General features: G+C 47.0%; 20 protein-coding genes and 3 tRNA genes. 15 read left to right on the top strand and 8 right to left on the bottom strand.

Annotation, left to right across the window (positions count from 1 at the left end; all coding sequences use genetic code 11):
• Positions 1 to 76: 76 nt before the first annotated feature.
• The 4 genes from ACG2F4_RS15335 to ACG2F4_RS15320 all read right to left on the bottom strand — a co-directional run bounded on the left by ACG2F4_RS15335 (position 77) and on the right by ACG2F4_RS15320 (position 3,456).
• Positions 77 to 730, bottom strand: a complete 654-nt coding sequence (locus tag ACG2F4_RS15335; RefSeq protein WP_395261761.1) for a PD-(D/E)XK nuclease family protein — start codon at positions 728 to 730, stop codon at positions 77 to 79.
• 360 nt (positions 731 to 1,090) lie between these two features.
• Entirely contained in the window at positions 1,091 to 1,927 is an 837-nt protein-coding gene (locus tag ACG2F4_RS15330; RefSeq protein ID WP_395261760.1) for a replication protein, read from the bottom strand.
• A gap of 6 nt (positions 1,928 to 1,933) precedes the next feature.
• A complete protein-coding gene (locus ACG2F4_RS15325) occupies positions 1,934 to 2,191 on the bottom strand; it encodes a hypothetical protein (protein ID WP_395261759.1) in 258 nt (85 codons plus the stop codon).
• Positions 2,192 to 2,697: 506 nt separating this feature from the next.
• Positions 2,698 to 3,456: a hypothetical protein gene (locus tag ACG2F4_RS15320; protein WP_395261758.1), complete on the bottom strand. Its 759-nt coding sequence runs from the start codon at positions 3,454 to 3,456 to the stop codon at positions 2,698 to 2,700.
• A 443-nt stretch (positions 3,457 to 3,899) separates the two neighbouring features.
• On the opposite strand from ACG2F4_RS15320, the gene ACG2F4_RS15315 reads away from it, so the two are divergent.
• Complete coding sequence (locus ACG2F4_RS15315; RefSeq protein WP_395261757.1) at positions 3,900 to 4,136, top strand: hypothetical protein; 237 nt, start codon at positions 3,900 to 3,902, stop codon at positions 4,134 to 4,136.
• Positions 4,136 to 4,435, top strand: coding sequence for a type II toxin-antitoxin system RelE/ParE family toxin (locus tag ACG2F4_RS15310; RefSeq protein WP_395261756.1), 300 nt, complete (start codon positions 4,136 to 4,138; stop codon positions 4,433 to 4,435). The genes ACG2F4_RS15315 and ACG2F4_RS15310 overlap by 1 nt, the downstream gene beginning before the upstream one ends.
• Positions 4,436 to 4,473: 38 nt before the next feature.
• Here ACG2F4_RS15310 and ACG2F4_RS15305 read toward each other — a convergent pair whose 3' ends face one another.
• The 3 genes from ACG2F4_RS15305 to ACG2F4_RS15295 all read right to left on the bottom strand — a co-directional run bounded on the left by ACG2F4_RS15305 (position 4,474) and on the right by ACG2F4_RS15295 (position 6,144).
• The gene (locus ACG2F4_RS15305) at positions 4,474 to 5,649 is read right to left on the bottom strand and encodes a tyrosine-type recombinase/integrase (protein ID WP_395261755.1); all 1,176 of its coding nucleotides are present in this window, start codon (positions 5,647 to 5,649) and stop codon (positions 4,474 to 4,476) included.
• Positions 5,650 to 5,940: 291 nt separating this feature from the next.
• A tRNA-Ile gene (locus ACG2F4_RS15300) sits at positions 5,941 to 6,013 on the bottom strand.
• 44 nt (positions 6,014 to 6,057) lie between these two features.
• Positions 6,058 to 6,144 (bottom strand) — tRNA-Leu (locus ACG2F4_RS15295).
• Positions 6,145 to 6,785: 641 nt separating this feature from the next.
• Between ACG2F4_RS15295 and ACG2F4_RS15290 the strand changes: the two genes are divergently transcribed.
• From ACG2F4_RS15290 to msrB, 13 genes are all read left to right on the top strand, one after another.
• Positions 6,786 to 7,466: a response regulator transcription factor gene (locus ACG2F4_RS15290; RefSeq protein WP_395261754.1), complete on the top strand. Its 681-nt coding sequence runs from the start codon at positions 6,786 to 6,788 to the stop codon at positions 7,464 to 7,466.
• A 23-nt stretch (positions 7,467 to 7,489) separates the two neighbouring features.
• A complete protein-coding gene (locus ACG2F4_RS15285; RefSeq protein ID WP_395261753.1) occupies positions 7,490 to 8,770 on the top strand; it encodes a sensor histidine kinase in 1,281 nt (426 codons plus the stop codon).
• A 358-nt stretch (positions 8,771 to 9,128) separates the two neighbouring features.
• Positions 9,129 to 11,393, top strand: coding sequence for a DUF5916 domain-containing protein (locus ACG2F4_RS15280; protein ID WP_395261752.1), 2,265 nt, complete (start codon positions 9,129 to 9,131; stop codon positions 11,391 to 11,393).
• A gap of 162 nt (positions 11,394 to 11,555) precedes the next feature.
• Positions 11,556 to 12,152: an outer membrane beta-barrel protein gene (locus tag ACG2F4_RS15275; protein WP_395261751.1), complete on the top strand. Its 597-nt coding sequence runs from the start codon at positions 11,556 to 11,558 to the stop codon at positions 12,150 to 12,152.
• A gap of 204 nt (positions 12,153 to 12,356) precedes the next feature.
• Entirely contained in the window at positions 12,357 to 14,606 is a 2,250-nt protein-coding gene (locus ACG2F4_RS15270) for a RelA/SpoT family protein (protein WP_395261750.1), read from the top strand.
• A 150-nt stretch (positions 14,607 to 14,756) separates the two neighbouring features.
• Positions 14,757 to 15,089 carry an HU family DNA-binding protein gene (locus ACG2F4_RS15265; RefSeq protein ID WP_395261749.1) on the top strand — a complete coding sequence of 111 codons (333 nt, stop codon included), beginning with the start codon at positions 14,757 to 14,759 and terminating at the stop codon, positions 15,087 to 15,089.
• Positions 15,090 to 15,524, top strand: coding sequence for a Holliday junction resolvase RuvX (gene ruvX, locus ACG2F4_RS15260; RefSeq protein ID WP_395261748.1), 435 nt, complete (start codon positions 15,090 to 15,092; stop codon positions 15,522 to 15,524).
• Position 15,525: 1 nt separating this feature from the next.
• Complete coding sequence (def, locus tag ACG2F4_RS15255) at positions 15,526 to 16,107, top strand: peptide deformylase (protein ID WP_395261747.1); 582 nt, start codon at positions 15,526 to 15,528, stop codon at positions 16,105 to 16,107.
• A 356-nt stretch (positions 16,108 to 16,463) separates the two neighbouring features.
• Positions 16,464 to 17,381 carry a methionyl-tRNA formyltransferase gene (fmt, locus tag ACG2F4_RS15250; RefSeq protein WP_395261746.1) on the top strand — a complete coding sequence of 306 codons (918 nt, stop codon included), beginning with the start codon at positions 16,464 to 16,466 and terminating at the stop codon, positions 17,379 to 17,381.
• Positions 17,382 to 17,632: 251 nt separating this feature from the next.
• Positions 17,633 to 18,322 carry an ankyrin repeat domain-containing protein gene (locus tag ACG2F4_RS15245; protein ID WP_395261745.1) on the top strand — a complete coding sequence of 230 codons (690 nt, stop codon included), beginning with the start codon at positions 17,633 to 17,635 and terminating at the stop codon, positions 18,320 to 18,322.
• A 200-nt stretch (positions 18,323 to 18,522) separates the two neighbouring features.
• Positions 18,523 to 19,524, top strand: a complete 1,002-nt coding sequence (gap, locus tag ACG2F4_RS15240) for a type I glyceraldehyde-3-phosphate dehydrogenase (protein WP_395261744.1) — start codon at positions 18,523 to 18,525, stop codon at positions 19,522 to 19,524.
• A gap of 71 nt (positions 19,525 to 19,595) precedes the next feature.
• A tRNA-Pro gene (locus ACG2F4_RS15235) sits at positions 19,596 to 19,669 on the top strand.
• A 62-nt stretch (positions 19,670 to 19,731) separates the two neighbouring features.
• On the top strand, positions 19,732 to 20,175 hold the full coding sequence (gene msrB, locus ACG2F4_RS15230; RefSeq protein ID WP_395261743.1) for a peptide-methionine (R)-S-oxide reductase MsrB: 444 nt from the start codon (positions 19,732 to 19,734) through the stop codon (positions 20,173 to 20,175).
• Positions 20,176 to 20,239: 64 nt separating this feature from the next.
• On the opposite strand, the gene moeB is transcribed toward msrB, so the two are convergent.
• On the bottom strand, positions 20,240 to 21,409 hold the full coding sequence (gene moeB / locus ACG2F4_RS15225) for a molybdopterin-synthase adenylyltransferase MoeB (RefSeq protein WP_395261742.1): 1,170 nt from the start codon (positions 21,407 to 21,409) through the stop codon (positions 20,240 to 20,242).
• Positions 21,410 to 21,440 lie beyond the last annotated feature (31 nt).

Below are 21,440 nucleotides of genomic sequence, written 5' to 3'. Positions count from 1 at the left end.
GGGCTCGCAATCAGATTAGGGTACAAAAACGAGTGGAAGAGACTCTAAAGGTGACTTATGTTCCCTCTTAATATGTTTACCGGACAACAGTGATTCTGAAGATTAAATTCGATTCTTCAAATCCATTACCTAATAGCCGGTCCATGATTTCATCCATTACGTACTGCTGGAACGAGGCTTTTGCAAATTTCTCATAATTATTATCCTCAAGATCTTGCTTGAATTGTTTTTGCGGCTGTACAAAATCCGCTTTAAGATAATCTGCAAACTCTCGGATAAAAGGATGCCGTTCTTTGAACGGTTTAAGTGTTTCAAATAGTTGTTCAGCTGAAATAATAAGATATCCTGCATTACGGGCAGCCTGTTTATCCAACCGGTGTAGATATCCCAGTTTAAGATATACATATTGGGCAGCATCAGGTTTTTTCTCTTTATATCGTTCCAACTGTTTACTGTGTACGGTGGACCACATCTTATTTTCAAAAACAATTTCTTCCATACCTCTGGGTGTTTTAAGCTCTATCAGGAGATCCATGTAATCCACCTGCGTCCGGGCCTCAATATCCTGAATTGTAGAAATTTTATTGTTTTCTAGTCCAATTAGTGACAAGAATTCCTCTTTGATATCTATCCACCTTTCATTGCTATCAGCCTCATTGGCCAACCAGCATAAAAAGGCATCCATGACTAACTCTTTTTGCGCATGTTTGAATAAATTATTGGTAATCATAGCTTTTAGACTTCAATAGTTTTCTACTGACAATGTTTTTTTACACGTACCAAAGTGTCACTATTAGAACGCTTAATATATACTAAAGATAAGATAGCTGAAGTACAGCCTGTAATAAGTGATAAGGCGACTTAAGAATTATGAAAGTCAATAACGATAGTTTATTGACTTTTTTTAGCTTTCTCCTGCAAACAGAGCTAGATATCGACCTATTTCCATGAATTACAAGTTTCTAAGACACTTCTTATATAAATCTTAGAAAAAATCACGGTTTCTGACGCTTAAACGCCTTTTCTGAGAATCTAAGAAAATAAGAAGCTTTTTCTATTATTGGTGATCGCTCATTCATCTAGATGTTTTTCAAAATTCCATATGCTTTAATTGCCACTTCGGACGTCGCTGCTCGTCCAGTAGATCTCGCATGATTTGAAAATCATCGTCAGTATTTAATCCCTGAAAGATACGTTCATTTTTCTCTTCATAAGTGTAGATCCCTTCAGTTTTTCGTTTCAAATCATTAGCAATCGTTTCAGGGTAGGGGAAGAAAGCACTCGGTTTATCTATGAGAAACGGCTTGTTTTCTCGATAGTAGGATGCTCTGCTTCTGTTGAATATGGCTTTTTTAATCTCTTCGATGCTAAAATGATCTAGACTGTTTTTGATTTGATCTACCATTTTAACATCAGAGAGATCAATCGGTTTATTAAATACCTCATTCCAGTATTCAGCGATAAAAAGTATTTCAACAGACCAATCACTACTACTGGTAGTATTTCTTTCTGTTTTTTTAAGAGGTTTCTTTTGTGGGTTCAATATTTGATCCCCACTGGGGTTCACTTTTTGTACCATTCGGGGTTCATTTATTGACCCCTCAGTTCCATTTTTTGTCTGTTGTTTTATGGCACTGTGGTTTGTCAGAATGATTCCGTATCGGTAAGGCGAAGTATCAACATATCGGTTTATTATTTTCTGTTTAATCAGGTTTCTGAGTGCCCTGATGACGGTGTTTTTACCCAGTCCCGTGAGCTCTTTGATCTGGGTAAGAGCTATTCCGTCTAGCTCCTTATGAAAACCATAGGTCTTTCTACAGATGGCCAGGGCGACCTTCAGTTCGCTTCCTTTCAAATTAGCCATCCGTTGTTCAATGATGAAATTGGGGACCTTGGTGTAGGCTATATGTTCCGGTAATCCAGGCATCTCGATCTAGCTTAAATGGAAGAGACGTTCGATGACTTTACGCTCAAAGTATTTTCTCCGGCTGCCGCCAAATTGGATGGACGGAATGAACCGGGGATGCTCTTCATCCATATTCGATCTATTCAAAATAGTCCGATGGTTCAGTCCGGTAAGGTCTTCCACTTCCTGGGCGGTGATGTACCGCTTTTCGTTTATACGGTGACGGTTGGTATTGAGGAGGATATCCAGCTTATTTTCAATTCGTTCTAAGATTTCTTCCTTCATAAGTAATTCCTTTCACTGGTTAATTTTGATTCGCGCTAAGCTACTACGGCAAGGAATACTAAATCAATCATCCAGATGGTTTGGGAAGGATTAGGAAAGTTTGGGACAGATCGGGACGGAATGTGAAAGAATGGGAAAGTAATCCAAAACTCACTGGCAGATGAATTCTTGGCGGCAGCTACGGCCGTTGCGTGGGATAATTTCAATGGTCCTTCACGATCAGTTACTTCTTCAACAATCGAGCCGGAGTAAAATTATTCTTTTCGCGCATCGTCCTCAGCCGTTTTCCCGCCAACAATTCCAAGGCCGGAAATATCTAAACCTACAAATAATCCTCCGCCCTAAGCTGGTGGAGTGATGGGTAAGCTGATCGACCAGATCCCGACCGCCGCCGGGAGACGACTTTTTGGGTTCCCAGCTTTGCTGGTCCCGATTTCAATCGAGATTGGTCGTTCAAAAAAAAGAAAGACCGATTAAAAGCTATTGGTAGAATTAGCTCCTAAGAATTAAATAGGCTTCACAGCCTTTTTCCCTCTATTATATTTATTCTCCTCATGGTACCACCAGGAATTTATGCGGGCGTTAATAATAGACCAATCGGAAATCGGTACTCCATTTTCACATATTCGAAAATATTTGGCAATCTGCTTTTTGAGTTCCTCCCGGTTGAAATCTTTTCCATCTTGTCCCATAACGTATCGACAAGCTTCGGGCACGCTGTCATATTTTCGATAAAAGTTATAGTATCCCTCCAACGATACCTCATCAATGACCTTTTCCATTGCATTTATCTTTATTTGGTATAAACCGATCTTTTTTAGTTTCTCACTACTCTCGATCATCTTATTTTGGCAAAATTGAAAGCAGTGTTCCCCGCCAAGAACGGTATATTTCTCATACCATTTTTGTATAATAGGATGAGTAATATTACCGGTTAACTGTTCATTAATTTGGAATCGACCTTCACCCGGAGCTGGATTTTTATTAAGTGAAGGAAAAGGGATTTTAAATAAGAATACTCTTTTATACTCCGACTGTTTAGTTTTTAATAGATCTTTTCGACGTATGAACTTCGGGTCTTCTATATCATCGATATCAAAATTGTCAAACGATTGTAATGCTTTATCTTTTTCATCCTGATAACTTTGAGTGATTTTATGCAGATCAATCGATGCCTTTGATATTGAAAGCTGTTGATCCGGATGTTTACTTATATAGAAAGAGCTGCACAGAATGGTCAATAGATCTGTTACTTTCTTGGTCATGCTTCTTAACTACTGAGGATTGATTATTTTGTGGGAATAATTGGGACTTAATGGAAATTAATTGAATTGGCTCTTGATGAAATTTTGCCTGTAACACTTTTTTAAAAACTCACAAAAGGTATGACGAAAGAAACTTTTATTCCCAAAAAAGTTGACCCGACTGATGTTTTTTATACGAAAAATATGATGAATAGCTATTCCGCTATCTGGTTCCATGGATCATCCTGTCAAAAGATCTTTTTCGATATCAAACAAAGATCATTTCCTCTCTTTATTATTGAAATGCTGCCTAATTAAGGCTAATAAGGTTTATATGGAAAATTTTTCGATTGTCACTGAGTTTATTAGAAAGGAGATGTTCGCTAGACAACTATTCTAGGAAAGGATATTTTTTGGGGATTTTTTGCTTTATATTATTATAAATTCAAATAGTAAAATCACTTATGAACTCGATCGTTGACAAACAGGAGTTGATCGACTGGATAGAAGGATTGGACAATGAGGCCTTACTCGTAACGCTTCAATCTATGAAAAATAATGCCAGTGGTGGCGATTTTTGGGATGAGCTTCCAGAGAAAACTAAGCAGGCCATCGACAAGGCGAAAAAAGAAGCCGAGGACGGGAAGGGCATTCCACATCGTAAAGTGATGAAAGAGATGAGAGAGCGATTCCTCCCATAATGCCATACGATATTATTTGGACACCTACCGCCCGACGCTCCTATGTTGATATTTTGAAGTATCTAAATGAGCATTGGTCCCAAACCGAGCTTATAGAGTTCGAAGCTCATGTTAGCGAAGTCTTACAGTTGATTGCCCAGTTTCCCATGATATATGAATATTCCGAGCAAAGTGATACCCACCGGTGTGTACTATTTAGCCAGGTAAGCCTGTTTTATCAGGTGAAAAAACAGACCACAGAAGTGGAACTGTTGCTGTTTTGGGATAATCGTCAAGACCCGGAGAACCTACAGATTTAGGAGAACGAGCTATGACGCTGATGTAGCATAGTATCATCCTAATCGATTCCCTTGATGGCGTTCTTAATATCATTTTGATCCAGGTGCTCATAAATCTGAGTAACCTGAACCGAAGAGTGTCCCATAATCTTTTGAACAATATGGATCGGCACACCCTTGCGAAGCAGGTCCGTAGCGCAAGAATGCCGGAGACCGTGCAGGGTTACAGAGTTGGGGACTTTCTTAGCCAGCTTGACAAACTTCTTGAAGGATCTGGAGAGTGCTCCCGGTGTCATTCCATGGAAACGGTTTAATCCCGTTGAGCTGGGAAATACATAGCCATCACTGGATTCGCCTTGATCTTTATGCCACTGCTCCAGCCACGGTTTAAGGGGCTCGCGAATGGGGACCACTCGTTCTTTCCCCGACTTGGTGATGTTACCGTTCGAATTGGTGATGCGTATATGTCCCAGGTCGTCCGGATCCTTGGGATTCCCTTTCAGGTCCACATCATTCCAGGTCAGGTTTGTCGCCTCGCTTGCCCGGAGTCCACAGTAATACATGGTGTTGATCATCGGCTTGAACCACAGGCGCATTTGGTGAGGTTTGGTCACAAATCCCTTTTTCTTTTGCTCCTCGTAAAACTTGTCGAAGGCTTTAAACACTTCGTCCAGCTCTTCACGTGTCAGGGTTTTCTGAGCGATTTTCTCCGGGATCTTGGGCGGTTTTATATCTTTGGTGATGTTTTCCTTCAGGATTCCCTTTTTGTGCATCCATCGGAAGAAAACTTTGTAGTGGCGCAGGTAACTGGCCTGGGTTGCTACAGCGATATCTTTCCTAAAGCAGAATTCACGGATATCCTGCTCGGTGATCTCCGTGACCGGCATCGTTTTGCCCAGGTAATCCATCAGCATGTTCATGTGTCGCCGGTAGTTGTCCTTCGTCTTGGCGTTAGCCTGACTTCGCTGCTCAATAAATTGATTGGCCGCTTTATGCAGCGGGATGTATCTACCGCGTAAACTCTGTCGCTTCTTCTCGGCTTCCTTCTGAGGCGTCCACCCGTTAAACGGATCGATCTCACCGCGATGGTATTTGTCTTCATATTCAATCTGTAACCGCTGTGCCTCTCTTTTGAGGGTAGTACCCAGGCTAAAGGCTTTCCGTTTTCTCTTGCCATTCTCAGTTTTGAAAAAGCGAATGTAATATACGTCACCTCTTTTCTTAAGACTTGCCATAAAATTTTGAAATTAGTTATGGTTGGTGCGAGCATCCTGGTGGGTACAGTTTGTACCCACTGAAAAGAAGTGCAGAGAACAAATCAAATTGAACTGTACATCAAGATGAATTGTGGTAACTGCCCAACTTTTGTACCCACTGGTGTACCCACTATTTACGAAAACCGGGAATAAAAGGGAAGAGCCGTCACAAAGAAAGTTTCTTGATGGCAGGGTAAAACACCTCTAAAAATGCCGTTTAAATGGGGATAAGGGCAATTTTAGAGGGGTTGAAAGGAGGGAAAAGAAAAGTGGGCCCGGCAGGATTTGAACCTGCGACCAATCGATTATGAGTCGACTGCTCTAACCACTGAGCTACGGGCCCTGAAAAAGGCTTCTAAATTAACGGTTTTTAGCTCAAAACAAAAGTACCCGAGGCCGGACTCGAACCGGCACGGAGGTTTAGCCCCCAAGGGATTTTAAGTCCCTCGCGTCTACCAATTCCGCCACTCGGGCACGTGAATCACGCATTTGTCGGGCAGAGACTTCGGTTGAGTATACGCTTTAGCTTCCATACCGTACTTCCTATGACCCTGACGAGCCTCATCGGGAACGATTCGAAAACCAAGTTCTGCCAACACTATTTAAATGAGCAGTAAAATTTCGAGACTGCAAATATAAGATATAAAGAATTACTTCTACAATGTAATTTCGTGATTTTACTGATCATGTATACCGTGGAAACATACTTGATAAGAGATAATTATCAGGGTTGTACACCTGTTAAATCCTCTGCGAATGGATGGTTGTTTATCTGGCAACAGTTTGACCTTCTTGCGACTGAGGCTCATATGAGTACCAACGAATGTTTTGAGGTCTTCCATCGGGTAGTTCAGGTTTTCTCTCCATTCGTGAAGCAGGTGGAACCGCTGTAAATCTGTATTCTCAAAATATAGTGAATTTCATTGTTGAGACGGTTGATGAAATGTTATGTTGGGCTTTCTCAAAAAGAAATATCCAAAACACGATGAATAGCCGGTATTTGTTGGAATATCAAAAAAGTCCGGGGGGTTGTGCTTGAAATTTAACCCAAAAGATCAATTTTAAAACAGGAAAGCTTCAATTTTGCTTCAAAATAGTTCCTTATAATTCGTTGCATGAAATTATTGATAGTTGAAGATAATAAAGATCTGCTGGACAACATCCTGACCTATCTTGAGAGAGAAGGGTATATATGTGAGGCAGCAACAGACTACGAGCAGGGATTCGATAAGATTATGTCCCACAGCTACGATATCGTGCTGATCGATATTATGCTGCCCGAAGGCAACGGGCTGCAACTGCTGCAGGAACTTAAGTCAGTCAATAAAGAGGCCGGCTCCATTATCATTTCTGCAAAGAATTCACTTGATGACAAAGTCAAGGGACTCGAGCTCGGGGCCGACGACTACCTGACGAAACCCTTTCACCTGTCTGAACTGCATGCACGCATCAAGGCGGTGAACCGTCGTAAAAACCTGGGCGGCGACGAGATCATCCGGGTCAACGAAATTAAGATCAATACCGACACCATGGAAGTGACCGTGGATGGCGAGCCGGTAGATCTGACGCCAAAAGAATATGACCTGCTCGTTTATTTTTCAGCCAATAAAAACCGGGTGCTTTCAAAGCAGACCATCGCCGAACACCTGTGGGGAGACTATGTAGATCATCTTGACAACCTGGATTTTGTGTATCAACATATTAAGAACCTGCGCAAAAAAATGGTGAATGCCGGTGCGGGCGACTACATCGAATCTATTTACGGAATTGGATATAAATTTAAGATCGCACCCTGATGAAGCTGGTAAACAAATTTATTTTGATATACCTCCTGGTCACAATAATTGTGCTTTCGGCCGGGGGAATTATCTCATACTACCTTATTAAGGATGAGATCGACACCGAGCTTCGCTGGCGGTATATGGACCGCATCAACCGGGTCAGTTACCTGATTGAAGAGGGGCGCGGCCAGGATTTTGGATTCGACAGCACCCAGGTGGTCGAAAAGTTTCAAGACCGCAACCTGGTGATCAAGGAGCTGGAGGACCGGGTGGAAGAACGGGTTATCGCCTCCGACACCATGGCATGGCACCCGCACCTGAAGCGGATGGAGCATAATGTTAAAGTTTCGGCCTACCGCAATATTGACGGACGATCCTACTTTATTTCCACCTGGGGCGGGCTGGTAGAATCGGATGATATCATTGAAGCGGTAGTGAAAACGCTTTTATGGATCCTGGGACTGCAGGTCGTGGGTGCAGTGGGCGTAGGATTTCTGGTTTCAGGGCGGCTGTTCAAACCGTTCCGCGACACGCTGGAAAAGATCAGGGATTTCAAGCTTCACCAGCGCGAACCGATTGAGGCGGAGGAGACCAGCATCAAAGAGTTTGATGAGCTGAACCGATTTGTTAACGCCATGACCACCAAGGCAATTTCAGACTACCAAAACCTGAAGGAATTTGCTGAAAATGCCTCACATGAGCTGCAGACGCCGCTTTCTATTGCACAGGGGAAACTGGAGCTGCTGACCGAGACCGATCTCAATTCGGAGCAATTTAAGTACGTGGAATCGGCACAGTCGGCCATCCGAAAACTTTCCAAGCTGAGTGAGTCGCTGGGATTACTTACCAAGATAGAAAATCATGAATTCAGCAATTCCCAAAAGGTAAACTTTACAAAGCTGGTCAAAGACAGCCTGGATACGTTTGATGAGTTGATCACCTTAAACGGGGTCAGCGTCACATCCGAGCTGAATGAAGAGGTGGAAGTGCGGATGCACCCGGTATTGGCGGATATACTCTGGACCAACCTGTTTCAAAATGCGATAAAACACAATGTGACCGGGGGCGGCATCGATATCAGCCTCAATAACGAGCGTCTGCTTATTTCCAATACCGGCAAGCCGCTGAAGGTCGATCCCAGTGACCTCTTCAAACGGTTTAAAAAGGCGGATCAAAGCACCAGTTCCATCGGACTGGGCCTCTCCATTGTCAAGAGGATCGCCAACCAGTCCAACCTCGATATCTCTTACACCTATACTGACGAGGATCATCTTCACACGATCCGGGTGGATTTCCCCACCAATGATGAAAGTCAGTAACCCGTATTTCTGCAATTATCCAGGTTGTACTCTCGTAACCTGTTGGCAAGCAGTTCGTTGTAAGATATTTAAACTGTTCACCAAGTCGCCGGCCGACGAAGGGTTGAGCTCTTTTGCAACCATGTAATTCTCCATGAGGTATGAGGGTGTACAGAGTATCAACCGATCCGCCGGATAGCCCCTGAACTTGTGATTCATATTGTTATATTCCGTCGAAATATTTATTTCCAACAGGGAAATTCTCCCATACTTGCAATACGCAATGCGAAAAAAGCGGGTATGTCTCAAAGGAGAATTTAACTTTAACATTAACCTCAAAAAAACAGGCGGCTTACGGCCATTTAAAATCAAGGAATTTATGGGATTATTCAGGAAACTTGGTGAATGTCAGCTAACGAATTATCTGTATCCGGTACTGCTGTTATGGTTTCTGCCTTCGGTTTTATGCGCGCAGGGCAACCAGCCAAAAAAGGAAATTGAAGCTCATCAACTGGAGTCGGATGCCGATTTTGTGTTCGATGGCCATGTGAACGAAGATTTTTGGCACCGGATTGAACCCGCTTCGGGATTTCGACAGCAGGAGCCCAACGAGGGAGCAGCCGCAACCGAGCGTACCGAAGTGCGGATCGCCTACGACGAGGAATATTTGTATCTCGGGGTGATTTTATATGACAGCAACCCCTCGGGGATCAAAGCGTACCAGAAGAGACGGGATGTGCGCATCGTTTCTGATGAACGTTTTACCTGGATTTTTGATACGTTTAACGACCAGCGGAGTGCCTACTTCCTGGAAATAAATCCGAACGGCCTGCGCACCGACGGGTTGATCAGCACCGGTCAGGGCAACGAAATCAACCTGAACTGGGACGGTATCTGGGATGCCCGGACCGTGATCGGGGAATTTGGCTGGTCGGCGGAAATCAGAATTCCGTTCCGGACCTTTAATTTTGATGCCGACAGCGACCGCTGGGGGGCTAACTTCATGCGGGTGATACGCCGTAAAAATGAAACGGCACTCTGGACCGGCCATCGCAGAAACCAGGGGATCGACCGGCCGCAGAACGCCGGGGTCCTAACCGGATTGAAAGGGGCTTCCCAGGGTTTGGGCCTGGAGGTCGTACCGTTTGGAATTGTAAATACCAGCGAAGAACGGTTGCCCGGCGGCAGTGGAACCGATACCGATACCAACGTGGATGGCGGCTTCGACGTTAATTACAGTATTACTCCCAGTCTGAAAGCATCAGTGACATTTAATACCGATTTTGCGGAAGCGGAAGTAGACCAGCGGCAGGTGAACTTGACCCGCTTTCCACTGCAGTTCCCCGAACAGCGTGACTTTTTCCTGGAGGGGGCCAATATCTACGAATTTGCCCCGAGCAGCAGGGTTAATCCCTATTTCAGCCGGCGAATTGGCCTGCAGGACGGAGCGCCGATCCCGATTACCTACGGGGCCCGGGTTCTGGGCAATGCAGGAAATTACAACATGGCGCTGCTGCATGTGCGAACCGGGCAGAAGGGTTCGGTAAAACCGGAAAATTTTTCGGTGGCACGCATAAAGCGAAATGTCGGTTCAGAAAGCACCGTCGGAATGATTTACACCCGCCGGTCAACCCAGGAGAGTGAATCGCTGACCCCGGCGCTGCGAGACCGGCACACCCTGGGCGTGGATATGGAACTGGGGACCTCGAACTTCAGGGGAAGTGACAACCTTCAGTTTCAGGCCTTTTTTGTGTTTCACAACTCTCCCTATCTCGCAGATGACGGCACCAATATTTGGGATCGCTCCTCCAGGGGATTTCGGCTGAACTACCCGAATCAACCCTGGGCGGGCCATGTATCCTACCGCGAATTTGGCCGCGCATTTGAACCCGCGGTAGGCTTTACCCCGCGCAACGCCTTTCGGCGGCTGCAACCCTCGGTCGAATATTCACCGCAGTTTACCGAGAGCGACCTGGTCCAGCAGATCGACTGGGAATTCCGGTTTGAGCATCTGACTGATCTCGATTTTGAGCTGCTCACCCAGGAACACCGGCTTACGCTGTTTGATATCACATTTATGACCGGCGATGTGCTGGAGTTTGATGTGGCCCGCAATTTTGAGCGCCTGGTAGAACCGTTTGATATAAAGCGGGATGGATCCATTGTTATTCCGGTGGACGAATACGTGACCTGGAGTGCAGAAGCGGCCCTGGAAACGGCTTCATACCGCAGGGTTTCTGCCGAGTTGAACTTTTCAAGCGGGGGCTTCTGGTCCGGCACTCAAACCGAATACGGGGGGGAGATAACGGTACGCCCATATCCGGGAATTGAGCTGGCGCCGGAGTACATTCATACCGATGTGGATCTTGCCCAGGGGAACTTTTCAACGGACCTGTTCCGGTTTGAGGCCAATATCGATTTGACGACCTCTCTTTTTATTACCAGTAATATCCAGTATGACAACCTGAGCGACCGGCTGGCGATGAACAATCGCCTGCGCTGGATCATAACGCCGGGTTCCGACATGTACCTGGTATACAATCACAGCTGGATCGGCGACCCGATGGATCGCTTTTTACGGCAGCAGTTCCAAACGCTCCAGCGCGCGGGGGCCATAAAGGTGAGCTATACGCACCGTTTTTAAACCGGTGGTTCCCTTTAATTATGCCGGGGTTTCATAACAAAAAAGTCGGGAACGCGGCCTTCCCTGTGCCGTTTAAATATTTGGAAATCTAGCTTAGTGAACTTAAACTAACGCAAAGCATTAGTACCCATGATACCAATTTTAAATAAGGAGAATATATCTATGGATAACATAAAGAGAGTACTGACAGTCTTGGCCGGCGTATTGCTTATCAGCTCTATGGTCCCGCAGAACGCAGAAGCCCAGTGGGGAATCGGGGCTTCGTATGAAGTAAGGGACGAGGAACCTCAGAACGGATTTGGGGTGCGCATTGAACGCGGAATTTTGAACAAATTACCGATTGTTCAGCTGGGACTCCGTGCCCACTTCAGCAATTTCAGCGAAGAAAACCAGGTGGACTACCAAAACAGGACCGGCTCATTCAGCCAGGAAATCAAGGACTATGATTTTGGACTGACAGCTCTGGGCGGGGTCTCCGTCGGATTCCTCAAGCCATACGTGGGAGTGGGGCTGGGCTCCAATACGGTTGATATGGATGTGCCGGACGACGCCTCTGTAGAAGCCGTGGAAGAGAGCAGCTTGTACTGGAACGCATTGGTCGGCGCTGAGGTAAGTGCCATCCCCTTGTTGAAACCGTTTGTGGAATATCGCTACACGAACGTAAACAAGGATTTTTTCCAGGATGCCCGTGACCTGAATGTGCCGGCCCCGTCATCATCCAACGGTCGGATTGTTTTTGGCGTGCTGCTAAAGTTTTAGACGGTTTCCAACATTTACCGGGAGGCGGACGTTATCTACTACGTCCGCCTTTTTTGTATCATCCCTTATGACCCCGAGGGGGGAGGTGTGGCAAGATAGGCGCAGACTCAATTGGTATTTAAATGGATAGATGGTTTAATTAAATTCTTGAACGATGTTCGTTGTTGTACAACTATAGAAATGAGATAGAAGAGTCGATTATAGATGTCTGAGGTCAAAACGACATATAGCCAGGATCTGGATGCATACGAGCTGGATCCCGCACAGCAGGATGATCTGAATCAGCTGCTGGAGCTTTGTCATCAGCATATCGAATCTACCGACGACCAGATGGTGACCAAGGCATTCAAGCTCTGCTACCTCTCGCACAAAGGGGTAAACCGGGCCTCGGGTGAGCCTTTTTACTACCACCCGGTGTCGGTTGCCAAAATTGTGGCCTCCGAGATCAATATTGACGATGTATCGGTTGCGGCCTCTCTTCTGCATGACACGGTTGAAGATACCGAGGTTACCCTCGACGATATTGAACGGGAGTTCGGGGAGGTGGTGGCTCACCTGATTGACGGCGTCACAAAGATTTCAGGCGTATTCAAGAGTCGCGATACAAAGCAGGCCGAGACGTTCATGAAGCTTCTGTTGTCGATGGCCGAAGATCTGCGGGTGGTGCTGATCAAGTTTGCCGACCGGCTCCACAACATGCGCACAATCCAGCATCTGCCGCGAGAAAAGCAGCTCAAAATCGCAACTGAAACCCGGGAGCTCTATGCTCCGCTGGCTCACCGGTTTGGCCTGTTCAATATCAAGAGCGAACTTGAAGATCTCTGTTTCAAGGTTATAGATCCCAACTCGTACAAGTTTATCGCCCGCAAGCTGAGGGAGAAGAAGGAGGCGCGGGAGGCGTTTATCGAAGAGTTTATGCAGCCTATAGAAGAGGAGCTGGCCAAAGAAGGATTTAAATTTGAGATCAAAGGGCGCCCCAAGCATATTTATTCCATCTTCAAGAAGATGCAGCGGCAGCAGAAGCCGTTTGAGGAGATTTATGACCTGTTTGCAATACGGGTAATTTTGGAGGATCCGCATAAAAAAGAAGATTGCTGGAGGGTCTATTCCATTATTACAGACTGGTATACTCCCATCCCCAAGCGTTTTCGGGATTTTATCTCGGTGCCCAAGGCCAACGGGTACCAGTCGCTGCACACCACGGTGATCACTAAAACTGGCCGCAAGGTAGAGGTGCAGATCCGTACCCGGAAGATGGATGACATTGCTGAACGGGGGCTGGCCGCCCACTGGAAGTACAAGGAGGGCAAAGATGGTTCAGAAACCCTCGACAAGTTTGTGCACTGGGTGCGGGATGTGCTTGAAAATCCGCGTCCGGACGAGGCCAAGGAGTTCGTAAAAGATTTTCAGCTCAATCTCTACCAGGATGAAATCTACGTGTTTACCCCGGACGGGGAGCTGCGTACCCTGCCACAGGGTGCGACCCCGATCGATTTTGCTTTTGATATTCACAGCGAGGTTGGGGAACGGGCCATGGCGGCCAAAATTAACGGCAAAATGGCCCCGTTGCGGCAAAAGCTGGAGATAGGTGACCAGGTTGAAATTATTACCGGCAATAAAATCAACCTGAATCCCGACTGGATTAATGACGTCGTCACACACAAGGCGAAATCGCGCATTCGCCAGTACATCAAGCAAAAAGAGCGCAAAGTGGCGGAAGAGGGCCGCGAATTGTGGGAAAAACGGGCTGAGCGGGGCAACATCGAAATTAATGAACAGGAACTGATGCGTGTAGCCCACAAGCACAACTTTGATACCACCCAGAAGATGTTTTACGAGATCGGCCGGGGCCTGTTCGATGTAAACGAGCTGTATGATACCGCTAAACAGCTTACCAGCAAGGGACGTATTGAAGAGGATGAAAAGGATACTCCCGAACAGCGGCCCCTGAGCGAAGAGGAGATCCAGGAAACATATTTTAGTGCGGCCCGTTCTGTAAGTGACAGTAAATCACTGGTTATAAACGGCGAGTTAACCGATGTCAAATATTCGTATGCCAACTGCTGCAACCCCATTCCCGGCGACGACGTGATCGGATTCATAAGTCGTGACGGGGATGTTAAAATACACCGTTCCAACTGTAAAAATGTGCATCATCTTATACAAACTGACGGAGAACGCGTAGTGGATGTGGCATGGGCCAAAAATATCGATACGAAATTTCTCGGCGCCGTGAAGATTATCGGTGAAGACCGGGTCGGACTTGTCAACGATTTGACAGACGTGGTTTCCAAGTCACTCAAGACAAATATGCAAAGTATAAACGTCAGCAGCGACAGCGGAATGTTTGAAGGATTACTTACCGTGTATGTAGATGATATTGAACATCTTGATAAGATCATCTCGAAATTACTTAAAGTGGAGGGGGTTAAGAGCGCATTCAGATATGAATAAATTCTAATGATTTTAGGGATATTTCCCCGCGATTTTATTTTTATATCTGTAGTAAAAACAATAAGTTTCCTCTCGTTTTTTTAAGAATATTAGAAAAAATTAAAAAACGAACTAAATACTAACTCCGGAAATCTTGACCGATTTTTAATCATGATTACATACACAAAAAGAGATCTTGTTCGTCGAGTGGCTGAAGATATGGACGAGCCGATGGTTCAATCTGAACCATGGGTGGAGGCTGTACTGGTGGCAATTCGAGAGACTATGATGAAAGCTGATCCTGAGTGCAGGATTGAATTGAGGGATTTTGGTGTTTTTGAGGTAAAGAAAACCAAGGCCAAACCCAAAGCTCGCAATCCCAAAACAAATGAGGTTATTTACGTACCCCCTCATCGCAAAACACATTTTAAACCCAGCAAGTTGATGAAGGAATTTCTGAAGCAACCGCTGGAAGAAGAGGAACCGGAAGAAGCCGAAGGCTAAGTGTTGACAGAATACGGTAGAATAATTGGAATAGATGTAGGAACGAAGTGTACCGGGCTTGCCCGCACGGATTTATTGCGCACAAGTGCCAACCCCATCGGTACCTATGACAGTCGCCAGGTTTTTGATGAACTGGAGCGGCTTATATACAGCAAGGATGAGCAGGTGATTAAACTGGTGGTCGGCTGGCCGCTGACACCTGATGGCAATGAAGGAAATGCTACCGAGCGTGTTGAAAAGTTTATCACCAAGCTGCGTACACGATTCCCCAATATAGATATCGAGAAAATGGACGAGCGGTACACCTCCAAGGAAGCGGTCCAGGCGATGATCGAGGCGGGTGTCCCCAAGATGAAGCGTCGCGAAAAAGAGCGGATCGATCAGGCGGCGGCCGCCATTATACTGCAAAAATACCTTCAAGTATCGGAGTACTGATATGGCAATTTTACCAATCGTCACATATGATGATGATATTCTTCGGGAGGAGGCCCAGCCGGTTACTGAAGACTCAGAAGAGCTGCAAGCGCTGGTCGATGATATGTTTGAAACGATGTATAATGCGGACGGAGTGGGCCTTGCGGCTCCCCAGGTTGGCAAGCTGTTGCGGGTATTTGTAGCGGATGTGGATCCCATGATAGAGCAGGATGAACGGGATATCCCGAAATACGGACCGCTCGCCATGATAAATCCCGAAATCGTTGAAACCAGTGCGGAGGAGCTCGAAATGGAGGAGGGCTGTCTGAGCATACCGGGCGTCAATGCCGCCGTAAAACGAGCAGCCCGTATAAAAGTCCGTTATTTGGATCGCGATTTCAAAGAGCAGGAGCTCGACCTGGACGGGTGGCCCGCGCGGGTGGTACAGCACGAGAAAGATCATTTGGATGGCGTGCTGTTCCTGGAACACCTTTCTTTCTTCAAGCAAAAGCTGCTGAGTGCCAAGCTCAATGAGATTGCAAAAGGGCAAAAGGAGACCGAATACCCCCTGGCACCCAAAACGCAGCTCCGGGAAAAGGGATAAACGCCTTCCGACAGTGAACCTGCCTCATCCCGAATGATGCCTGACCGTGGAGCCGCCCCGGGCATATCATAAGGTTCGTGAAACAAAAATGTGAAGATGGCCAGATCTGTCACTCCTTCTTAGATTGCGCTCTATAATTATTTGAAAAACGATCCGGTCCGGAATTTCGAAAATGTCGAAATTGAGCAAAAACACGGTTTTGCAAAATTTTCTTAAAGGGACCTTTACAGAACCTGCTATTTTGCTGGGAGGTAGCTTACCACCGACCGTATCGACCTTTTAAACGGGAGTACAACTCCCTCAGAACGAGGAATTGAGGATTATTGTAAAATCTTCTTAAAATAAATAAGTGACCAATGCGAATAGTGTTCATGGGATCCCCGGAGTTTGCCCTTCCCAGCCTTGAAAAACTTCATGCTTCGGCACACGAAATAGTGTCGGTGGTCAGCAATGTGGACAAGCGGCGCGGCCGGGGGGGAGGGGCCAGTCCCACTCCCGTAAAGGCGCGGGCTCTGGAAATGGGTCTGTCGGTGATTGAAGTTCAGGACCTGTCGGCGGCCTCTTTTGTTCAAGAGCTGCAGACCCTGAATGCTGACCTGTTTGTGGTTGTGGCCTTTCGCATTCTTCCCCCCGCTGTTCTTGACATTCCAGCGAAGGGGGCGATCAACCTGCATGCTTCCCTGTTACCCAAATACCGTGGAGCAGCGCCTATTCACTGGGCGATCATCAACGGGGAGGAGGAGACCGGGTGCACCGTTTTTTTCCTGAATGAAAAGGTTGATACCGGGCGCATCATCAAGCAGGAGCGCACGCCGGTGGGTATCAATGAAACGACGGGAGACCTCTATGAAAGACTCAAAGTTCTGGGTGGCGATCTTTTGCTGGAGACGGTCAATGAAATCGAAAACGAAACCTACAGTACAGAGGTCCAGGACCACAGCAAGGCCACGCCGGCCCCGAAGTTGCATACAGAAGACTGCCGGGTCAATTTCAAAGAGCCGGCGATCAAGGTGCACAACAAGATACGCGGTCTGAGCCCGTTCCCAACCGCCTGGGCAGAACTGGATGATCTGAAGTTTAATATGTACCGGTCTGAGCTGGGGCCGGATAACGAGTCGCTAAAACCCGGAGAGCTCCGGATGGTTAAAGACAAGCTGCTTGTTGGATGCGACGACGGCACGGTGGAGCTTAAGGAGGTGCAAATTGCAGGCAAACGCCGGATGAGCGGCAAAGATTTCATGAACGGTTACAGCGGAATAGGTGTACTACACTAGTGAACGATCTCCTGACCGAATAGGGCAAATATCCGGGGATATAGTCGCGGATATTCGTATCGTAATCCGTTTTTAGTGAGAGAAAAAAGACTGACGCGGGTTTATTCCCTTTGATGAAGGAAAAACACGAGTTTTGACACGGTACAATTTTTTTGGATTCTATTGTATTCTGCTTGACTAATTACCCAGATATTTGGATATACCTGTCGACTTGTATTACCGCATAAAATTGATACTAAATTTTGTTTATTATGGCACTTTCACCACTACTTCAGGCCGCGAAAGAAGGCAATTTATCCCAGTTGAAAAAAAGGTTGAGTGAAGGAATAGATATTAATGAAACCAGTAAAAATGGTTCCTCAGCCTTGATTTTGGCCGCCCAGGAGAACCAGGCTGAAATCGTCAGGTACTTGTTGGAGAACGGGGCCGATCCCAACCTGTCGACTTCCATGGGGGCGACGGCGCTGAACCGGGCGGCGGAGAACGGCAATATTGAGATCCTGCAACTGCTGCTTGATCACGGCGCGGAAGTAGTGGGAGGGGTACCTCTGGTTGTGGCGGCACGTGAAGGGCATCTAAAAGCCGTGAAACTGTTAGTTGAGCATGGTGCGGATGTCAACGCCAGGCAGCGATGGGGGCAAACCGCGCTCATGCAGTCTGCGCGAGAAGGCCACTCAATGATTGTCAAATTTTTAATTGAGAAGGGGGCCAACGTAAGGCTGCGCGACCGAAATGGAGATACTGCGCTGTCTATTGCGCTGGATAACGACCAGCAGGAAATTGCCAACCAGCTCAAGAGGGCGGGGGCTACCGAGGTCAACAAAAAAGTGAATGCCGGAAACCCGGATGACGGGGAAGATGATGAGGATGTTGCGTCCGACTTTGAGGATATCCTGGATGACGACACAATGCCCGGGGATGTAGACCTGGATGATGAATGACACCACCTCTTTCTGGTGTTGGAACCTGCTGTGAATTAATGTAAAAGCGGGGAACCGACCAATTTGTAATACAAAATAGTTATTGAAAATTGAACAATGGAATGATACTTTTCGACCGACTTGCACGGAAAGGATATTGATTATAATGATTTACTCAGGAAACGAACCAAGAATAAAGGATAAGAAAGGTTATACTATTTATGGCTAAAACTAAGGTAGGAATTAACGGATTTGGACGCATCGGGCGCCTGGTGGCTCGTTCTATACTGGCCTATCACGAAGATGAAATTGAAATTGTGGGCATTAATGATCTGACCGACGCGAATACGTTGGCCCACCTTTTCAAATACGATTCGGTTCACGGAACTTATCAGGGCGAAGTAAGTGCCACCGAAGACAGTATTACGATTGATGGGCACAAAATTGGAATTTCTTCTGAACGCAATCCCGCAGATCTGAAATGGGATGAGCGCGGAGCGCAAGTGGTGGTTGAATCCACTGGTTTTTTCCGTACCAAGGAAGACGCCTCAAAACACCTGGAGGCCGGGGCTGAAAAAGTAATTATCTCTGCACCTGCCCGCGGCGGTGATGTTAAAACCATCGTGCTCGGCGTCAATGACGATGAGATCAACGACGATACCAAGGTATTTTCCAACGCCAGCTGTACCACCAACTGCCTGGCGCCAATGGCCAAGGTACTCAACGACAGCTTTGGTCTGACCAAGGGATTTATCACAACTATTCACGCCTACACCAGCAGCCAGCAGATTGTTGACGGTCCGCACAAAGACCTTCGTCGTGGCCGAACTGCCGCGCACAACATTGTGCCAACCACCACCGGAGCGGCCAAGGCGGTGGGGCTCGTACTTCCCGAGCTGGACGGCAAGCTGGACGGCAGCGCGGTCCGCGTTCCAGTGCCGGATGGATCACTGACAGATTTTACGGCAACCCTGGAAAAAGACGTGACGGTTGAAGAAATTCACGAGGCGTTCAAAGCTGCTGCCGAAGGACCGATGAAAGGGGTGCTGGAGTATACCGAGGAGGAGTTCGTCTCAACGGACATTCTGGGTAACCCGCACTCATGCATCTATGACAGTGGCTTTACCAAGGCCGAAGGAAACCTGGTTAAGCTCCTCGGATGGTATGACAATGAAGCTGGATATTCCGCCCGAACAGCTGATTTGATTACCAAAATCAGTTAATTTAATTTTCTTTACTGGTGCGGCAAACTCGTGGAGTGGGCCGCACCTACTACATATATCGTTATTTAGATCGGGACGTAGCGCAGTCCGGTAGCGCACTTCGTTCGGGACGAAGGGGTCGCTGGTTCAAATCCAGTCGTCCCGACTAATCATACAAGGTCAGGCTTTCGGGTCTGGCCTTTTCTTTTACAATGTAACCCTGGTATCATGATCGATTGGAAAAAAATACACAGCTACGCCCTGAAGGGAAGTCCTGAACCGCCGCGCCGTGTGGAGAAAACGGAAGAAGAGTGGAGGGAACAGCTTTCTGAAGAACAGTTCATGGTTACCCGGAAGAGCGGTACCGAAAAGCCATTTTCCGGTGAATACTGTGAATCGCACAGGCCGGGACTGTACGCCTGTGTCTGCTGCGGTACGGAGCTGTTCGATTCTACCGAAAAGTTTGATTCAGGAACCGGCTGGCCGAGTTTTACTGAGCCCGTTGTAGACAATGTGGTTCGCTACGAAGAGGATAACAGCCACGGCATGCACCGTATAGAAGTGCTCTGCAATGTTTGTGATGCCCACCTCGGCCACGTTTTTCCAGATGGACCGGAACCTACCGGCTTGCGATACTGCATAAATTCGGCCTCTCTCAAACTGGTAGAATAAAAAGTGCGACGCACCTTTACGGTACGTCGCACATGTGGTAAAGCATATAAAAATAGTAGTATGCTTAATATTGCGGCACGCTTTCATCAATCTCCTCAGACCAGGCCAGGATACCGCCTTTTAGATTATAAAGGTTGTCGAAACCGTATTTCTCCCTGAGTTTTTTGATCGCATCTGCGCTGCGCTGACCGCTGCGGCAGTGTACCACGACTTTCTTTTGGCGATCGATTTTGTCAGCCTGGTCAAGAATATGATCCAGGGGGATCAGCTCGCCGCCGATTTCCGCAATTTCTGCTTCATAGGGTTCGCGCACGTCAATAAGTTGGACGTCCTCCCCGTTGTCAACCCAAGACTTGTATTCGGCGACGGTTACTTCCGGTACTTCAGATTCCTGCTGCTCATCTTCCTCTTCACCCAGCGGCGGCAGCCCGCAGAACTCCTGGTAGTCGATCAGTTCCGTAATTTCGGGATCGTCTCCGGTAAGAGGATTATCCGGGTTTTTCTGCACTTTTACAGTGCGGGTGCTGAAATTGAGCGCATCAAACAGAAACAACTTTCCGGCAAGAAGCTCACCAATACCGGTAATTACCTTGATTACCTCGCTGGCCTGTATACAACCGATGATGCCGGGCAGCACTCCCAGAACTCCGGCTTCCGCACAGCTGGGCACCAGGCCGGGAGGCGGAGGTTCAGGAAAAAGGTCGCGGTAATTGGGGCCGCGGTTCCCCTCCTTGTCCAAGTAATTAAATACGGAAACCTGGCCTTCAAACTGAAAGATGGAACCGTGCACGTTGGGTTTGTCCAGCATAACACAGGCATCATTTATCAAATACCGGGTGGGGAAATTGTCCGTGCCGTCGGCTATAACATCGTAATCTTCGATAATTTCGAGCGCATTGTCGCTTGTTAGGCGCGTTTCATGCACGTTGATGGTGATATGGGGATTAATCTCCCGGAGGCGCTCTTTGGCGACCTCCACCTTTTTACGTCCAACATCAGACGCACCAAACAGCACCTGACGGTGCAGGTTGCTCGCTTCAATAACATCAAAATCCACAAGGCCGATGGTACCTACGCCCGCGGCTGCCAGGTACTGCAGCATCGGGGCTCCGAGTCCACCGGTTCCGACTGCCAGCACGCTGGCGGCTTTTAATTTTTTTTGTCCCTCCATGCCAAATTCGGGGATGGAGAGATGCCGGCTGTAGTGCCCCAGCTCTTCTGGTGAAAATTCCATGTTTTGCCAGTCTTTCATAGCGGTTATTTCC

Origin of the sequence: Halalkalibaculum sp. DA3122 (assembly GCF_043951865.1) — a bacterium.
In the GTDB taxonomy this organism is placed as follows: domain Bacteria; phylum Bacteroidota; class Rhodothermia; order Balneolales; family Balneolaceae; genus JAMQKA01.
The sequence above is the reverse complement of the archived record's forward strand: the minus strand, read 5'-3'. Positions and strand labels throughout refer to the sequence as shown.

What these genes read in the sequence shown, in the direction of transcription:
- ACG2F4_RS15335 (WP_395261761.1), bottom strand. Translation starts at nt 730, where the DNA reads ATGATTACCAATAATTTATTCAAACATGCGCAAAAAGAGTTAGTCATG.
- ACG2F4_RS15330 (WP_395261760.1), bottom strand. Translation starts at nt 1,927, where the DNA reads ATGCCTGGATTACCGGAACATATAGCCTACACCAAGGTCCCCAATTTC.
- ACG2F4_RS15325 (WP_395261759.1), bottom strand. Translation starts at nt 2,191, where the DNA reads ATGAAGGAAGAAATCTTAGAACGAATTGAAAATAAGCTGGATATCCTC.
- ACG2F4_RS15320 (WP_395261758.1), bottom strand. Translation starts at nt 3,456, where the DNA reads ATGACCAAGAAAGTAACAGATCTATTGACCATTCTGTGCAGCTCTTTC.
- ACG2F4_RS15315 (WP_395261757.1), top strand. Translation starts at nt 3,900, where the DNA reads ATGAACTCGATCGTTGACAAACAGGAGTTGATCGACTGGATAGAAGGA.
- ACG2F4_RS15310 (WP_395261756.1), top strand. Translation starts at nt 4,136, where the DNA reads ATGCCATACGATATTATTTGGACACCTACCGCCCGACGCTCCTATGTT.
- ACG2F4_RS15305 (WP_395261755.1), bottom strand. Translation starts at nt 5,649, where the DNA reads ATGGCAAGTCTTAAGAAAAGAGGTGACGTATATTACATTCGCTTTTTC.
- ACG2F4_RS15290 (WP_395261754.1), top strand. Translation starts at nt 6,786, where the DNA reads ATGAAATTATTGATAGTTGAAGATAATAAAGATCTGCTGGACAACATC.
- ACG2F4_RS15280 (WP_395261752.1), top strand. Translation starts at nt 9,129, where the DNA reads ATGGGATTATTCAGGAAACTTGGTGAATGTCAGCTAACGAATTATCTG.
- ACG2F4_RS15275 (WP_395261751.1), top strand. Translation starts at nt 11,556, where the DNA reads ATGGATAACATAAAGAGAGTACTGACAGTCTTGGCCGGCGTATTGCTT.
- ACG2F4_RS15270 (WP_395261750.1), top strand. Translation starts at nt 12,357, where the DNA reads ATGTCTGAGGTCAAAACGACATATAGCCAGGATCTGGATGCATACGAG.
- ACG2F4_RS15265 (WP_395261749.1), top strand. Translation starts at nt 14,757, where the DNA reads ATGATTACATACACAAAAAGAGATCTTGTTCGTCGAGTGGCTGAAGAT.
- def (WP_395261747.1), top strand. Translation starts at nt 15,526, where the DNA reads ATGGCAATTTTACCAATCGTCACATATGATGATGATATTCTTCGGGAG.
- fmt (WP_395261746.1), top strand. Translation starts at nt 16,464, where the DNA reads ATGCGAATAGTGTTCATGGGATCCCCGGAGTTTGCCCTTCCCAGCCTT.
- ACG2F4_RS15245 (WP_395261745.1), top strand. Translation starts at nt 17,633, where the DNA reads ATGGCACTTTCACCACTACTTCAGGCCGCGAAAGAAGGCAATTTATCC.
- gap (WP_395261744.1), top strand. Translation starts at nt 18,523, where the DNA reads ATGGCTAAAACTAAGGTAGGAATTAACGGATTTGGACGCATCGGGCGC.
- msrB (WP_395261743.1), top strand. Translation starts at nt 19,732, where the DNA reads ATGATCGATTGGAAAAAAATACACAGCTACGCCCTGAAGGGAAGTCCT.
- moeB (WP_395261742.1), bottom strand. Translation starts at nt 21,409, where the DNA reads ATGGAATTTTCACCAGAAGAGCTGGGGCACTACAGCCGGCATCTCTCC.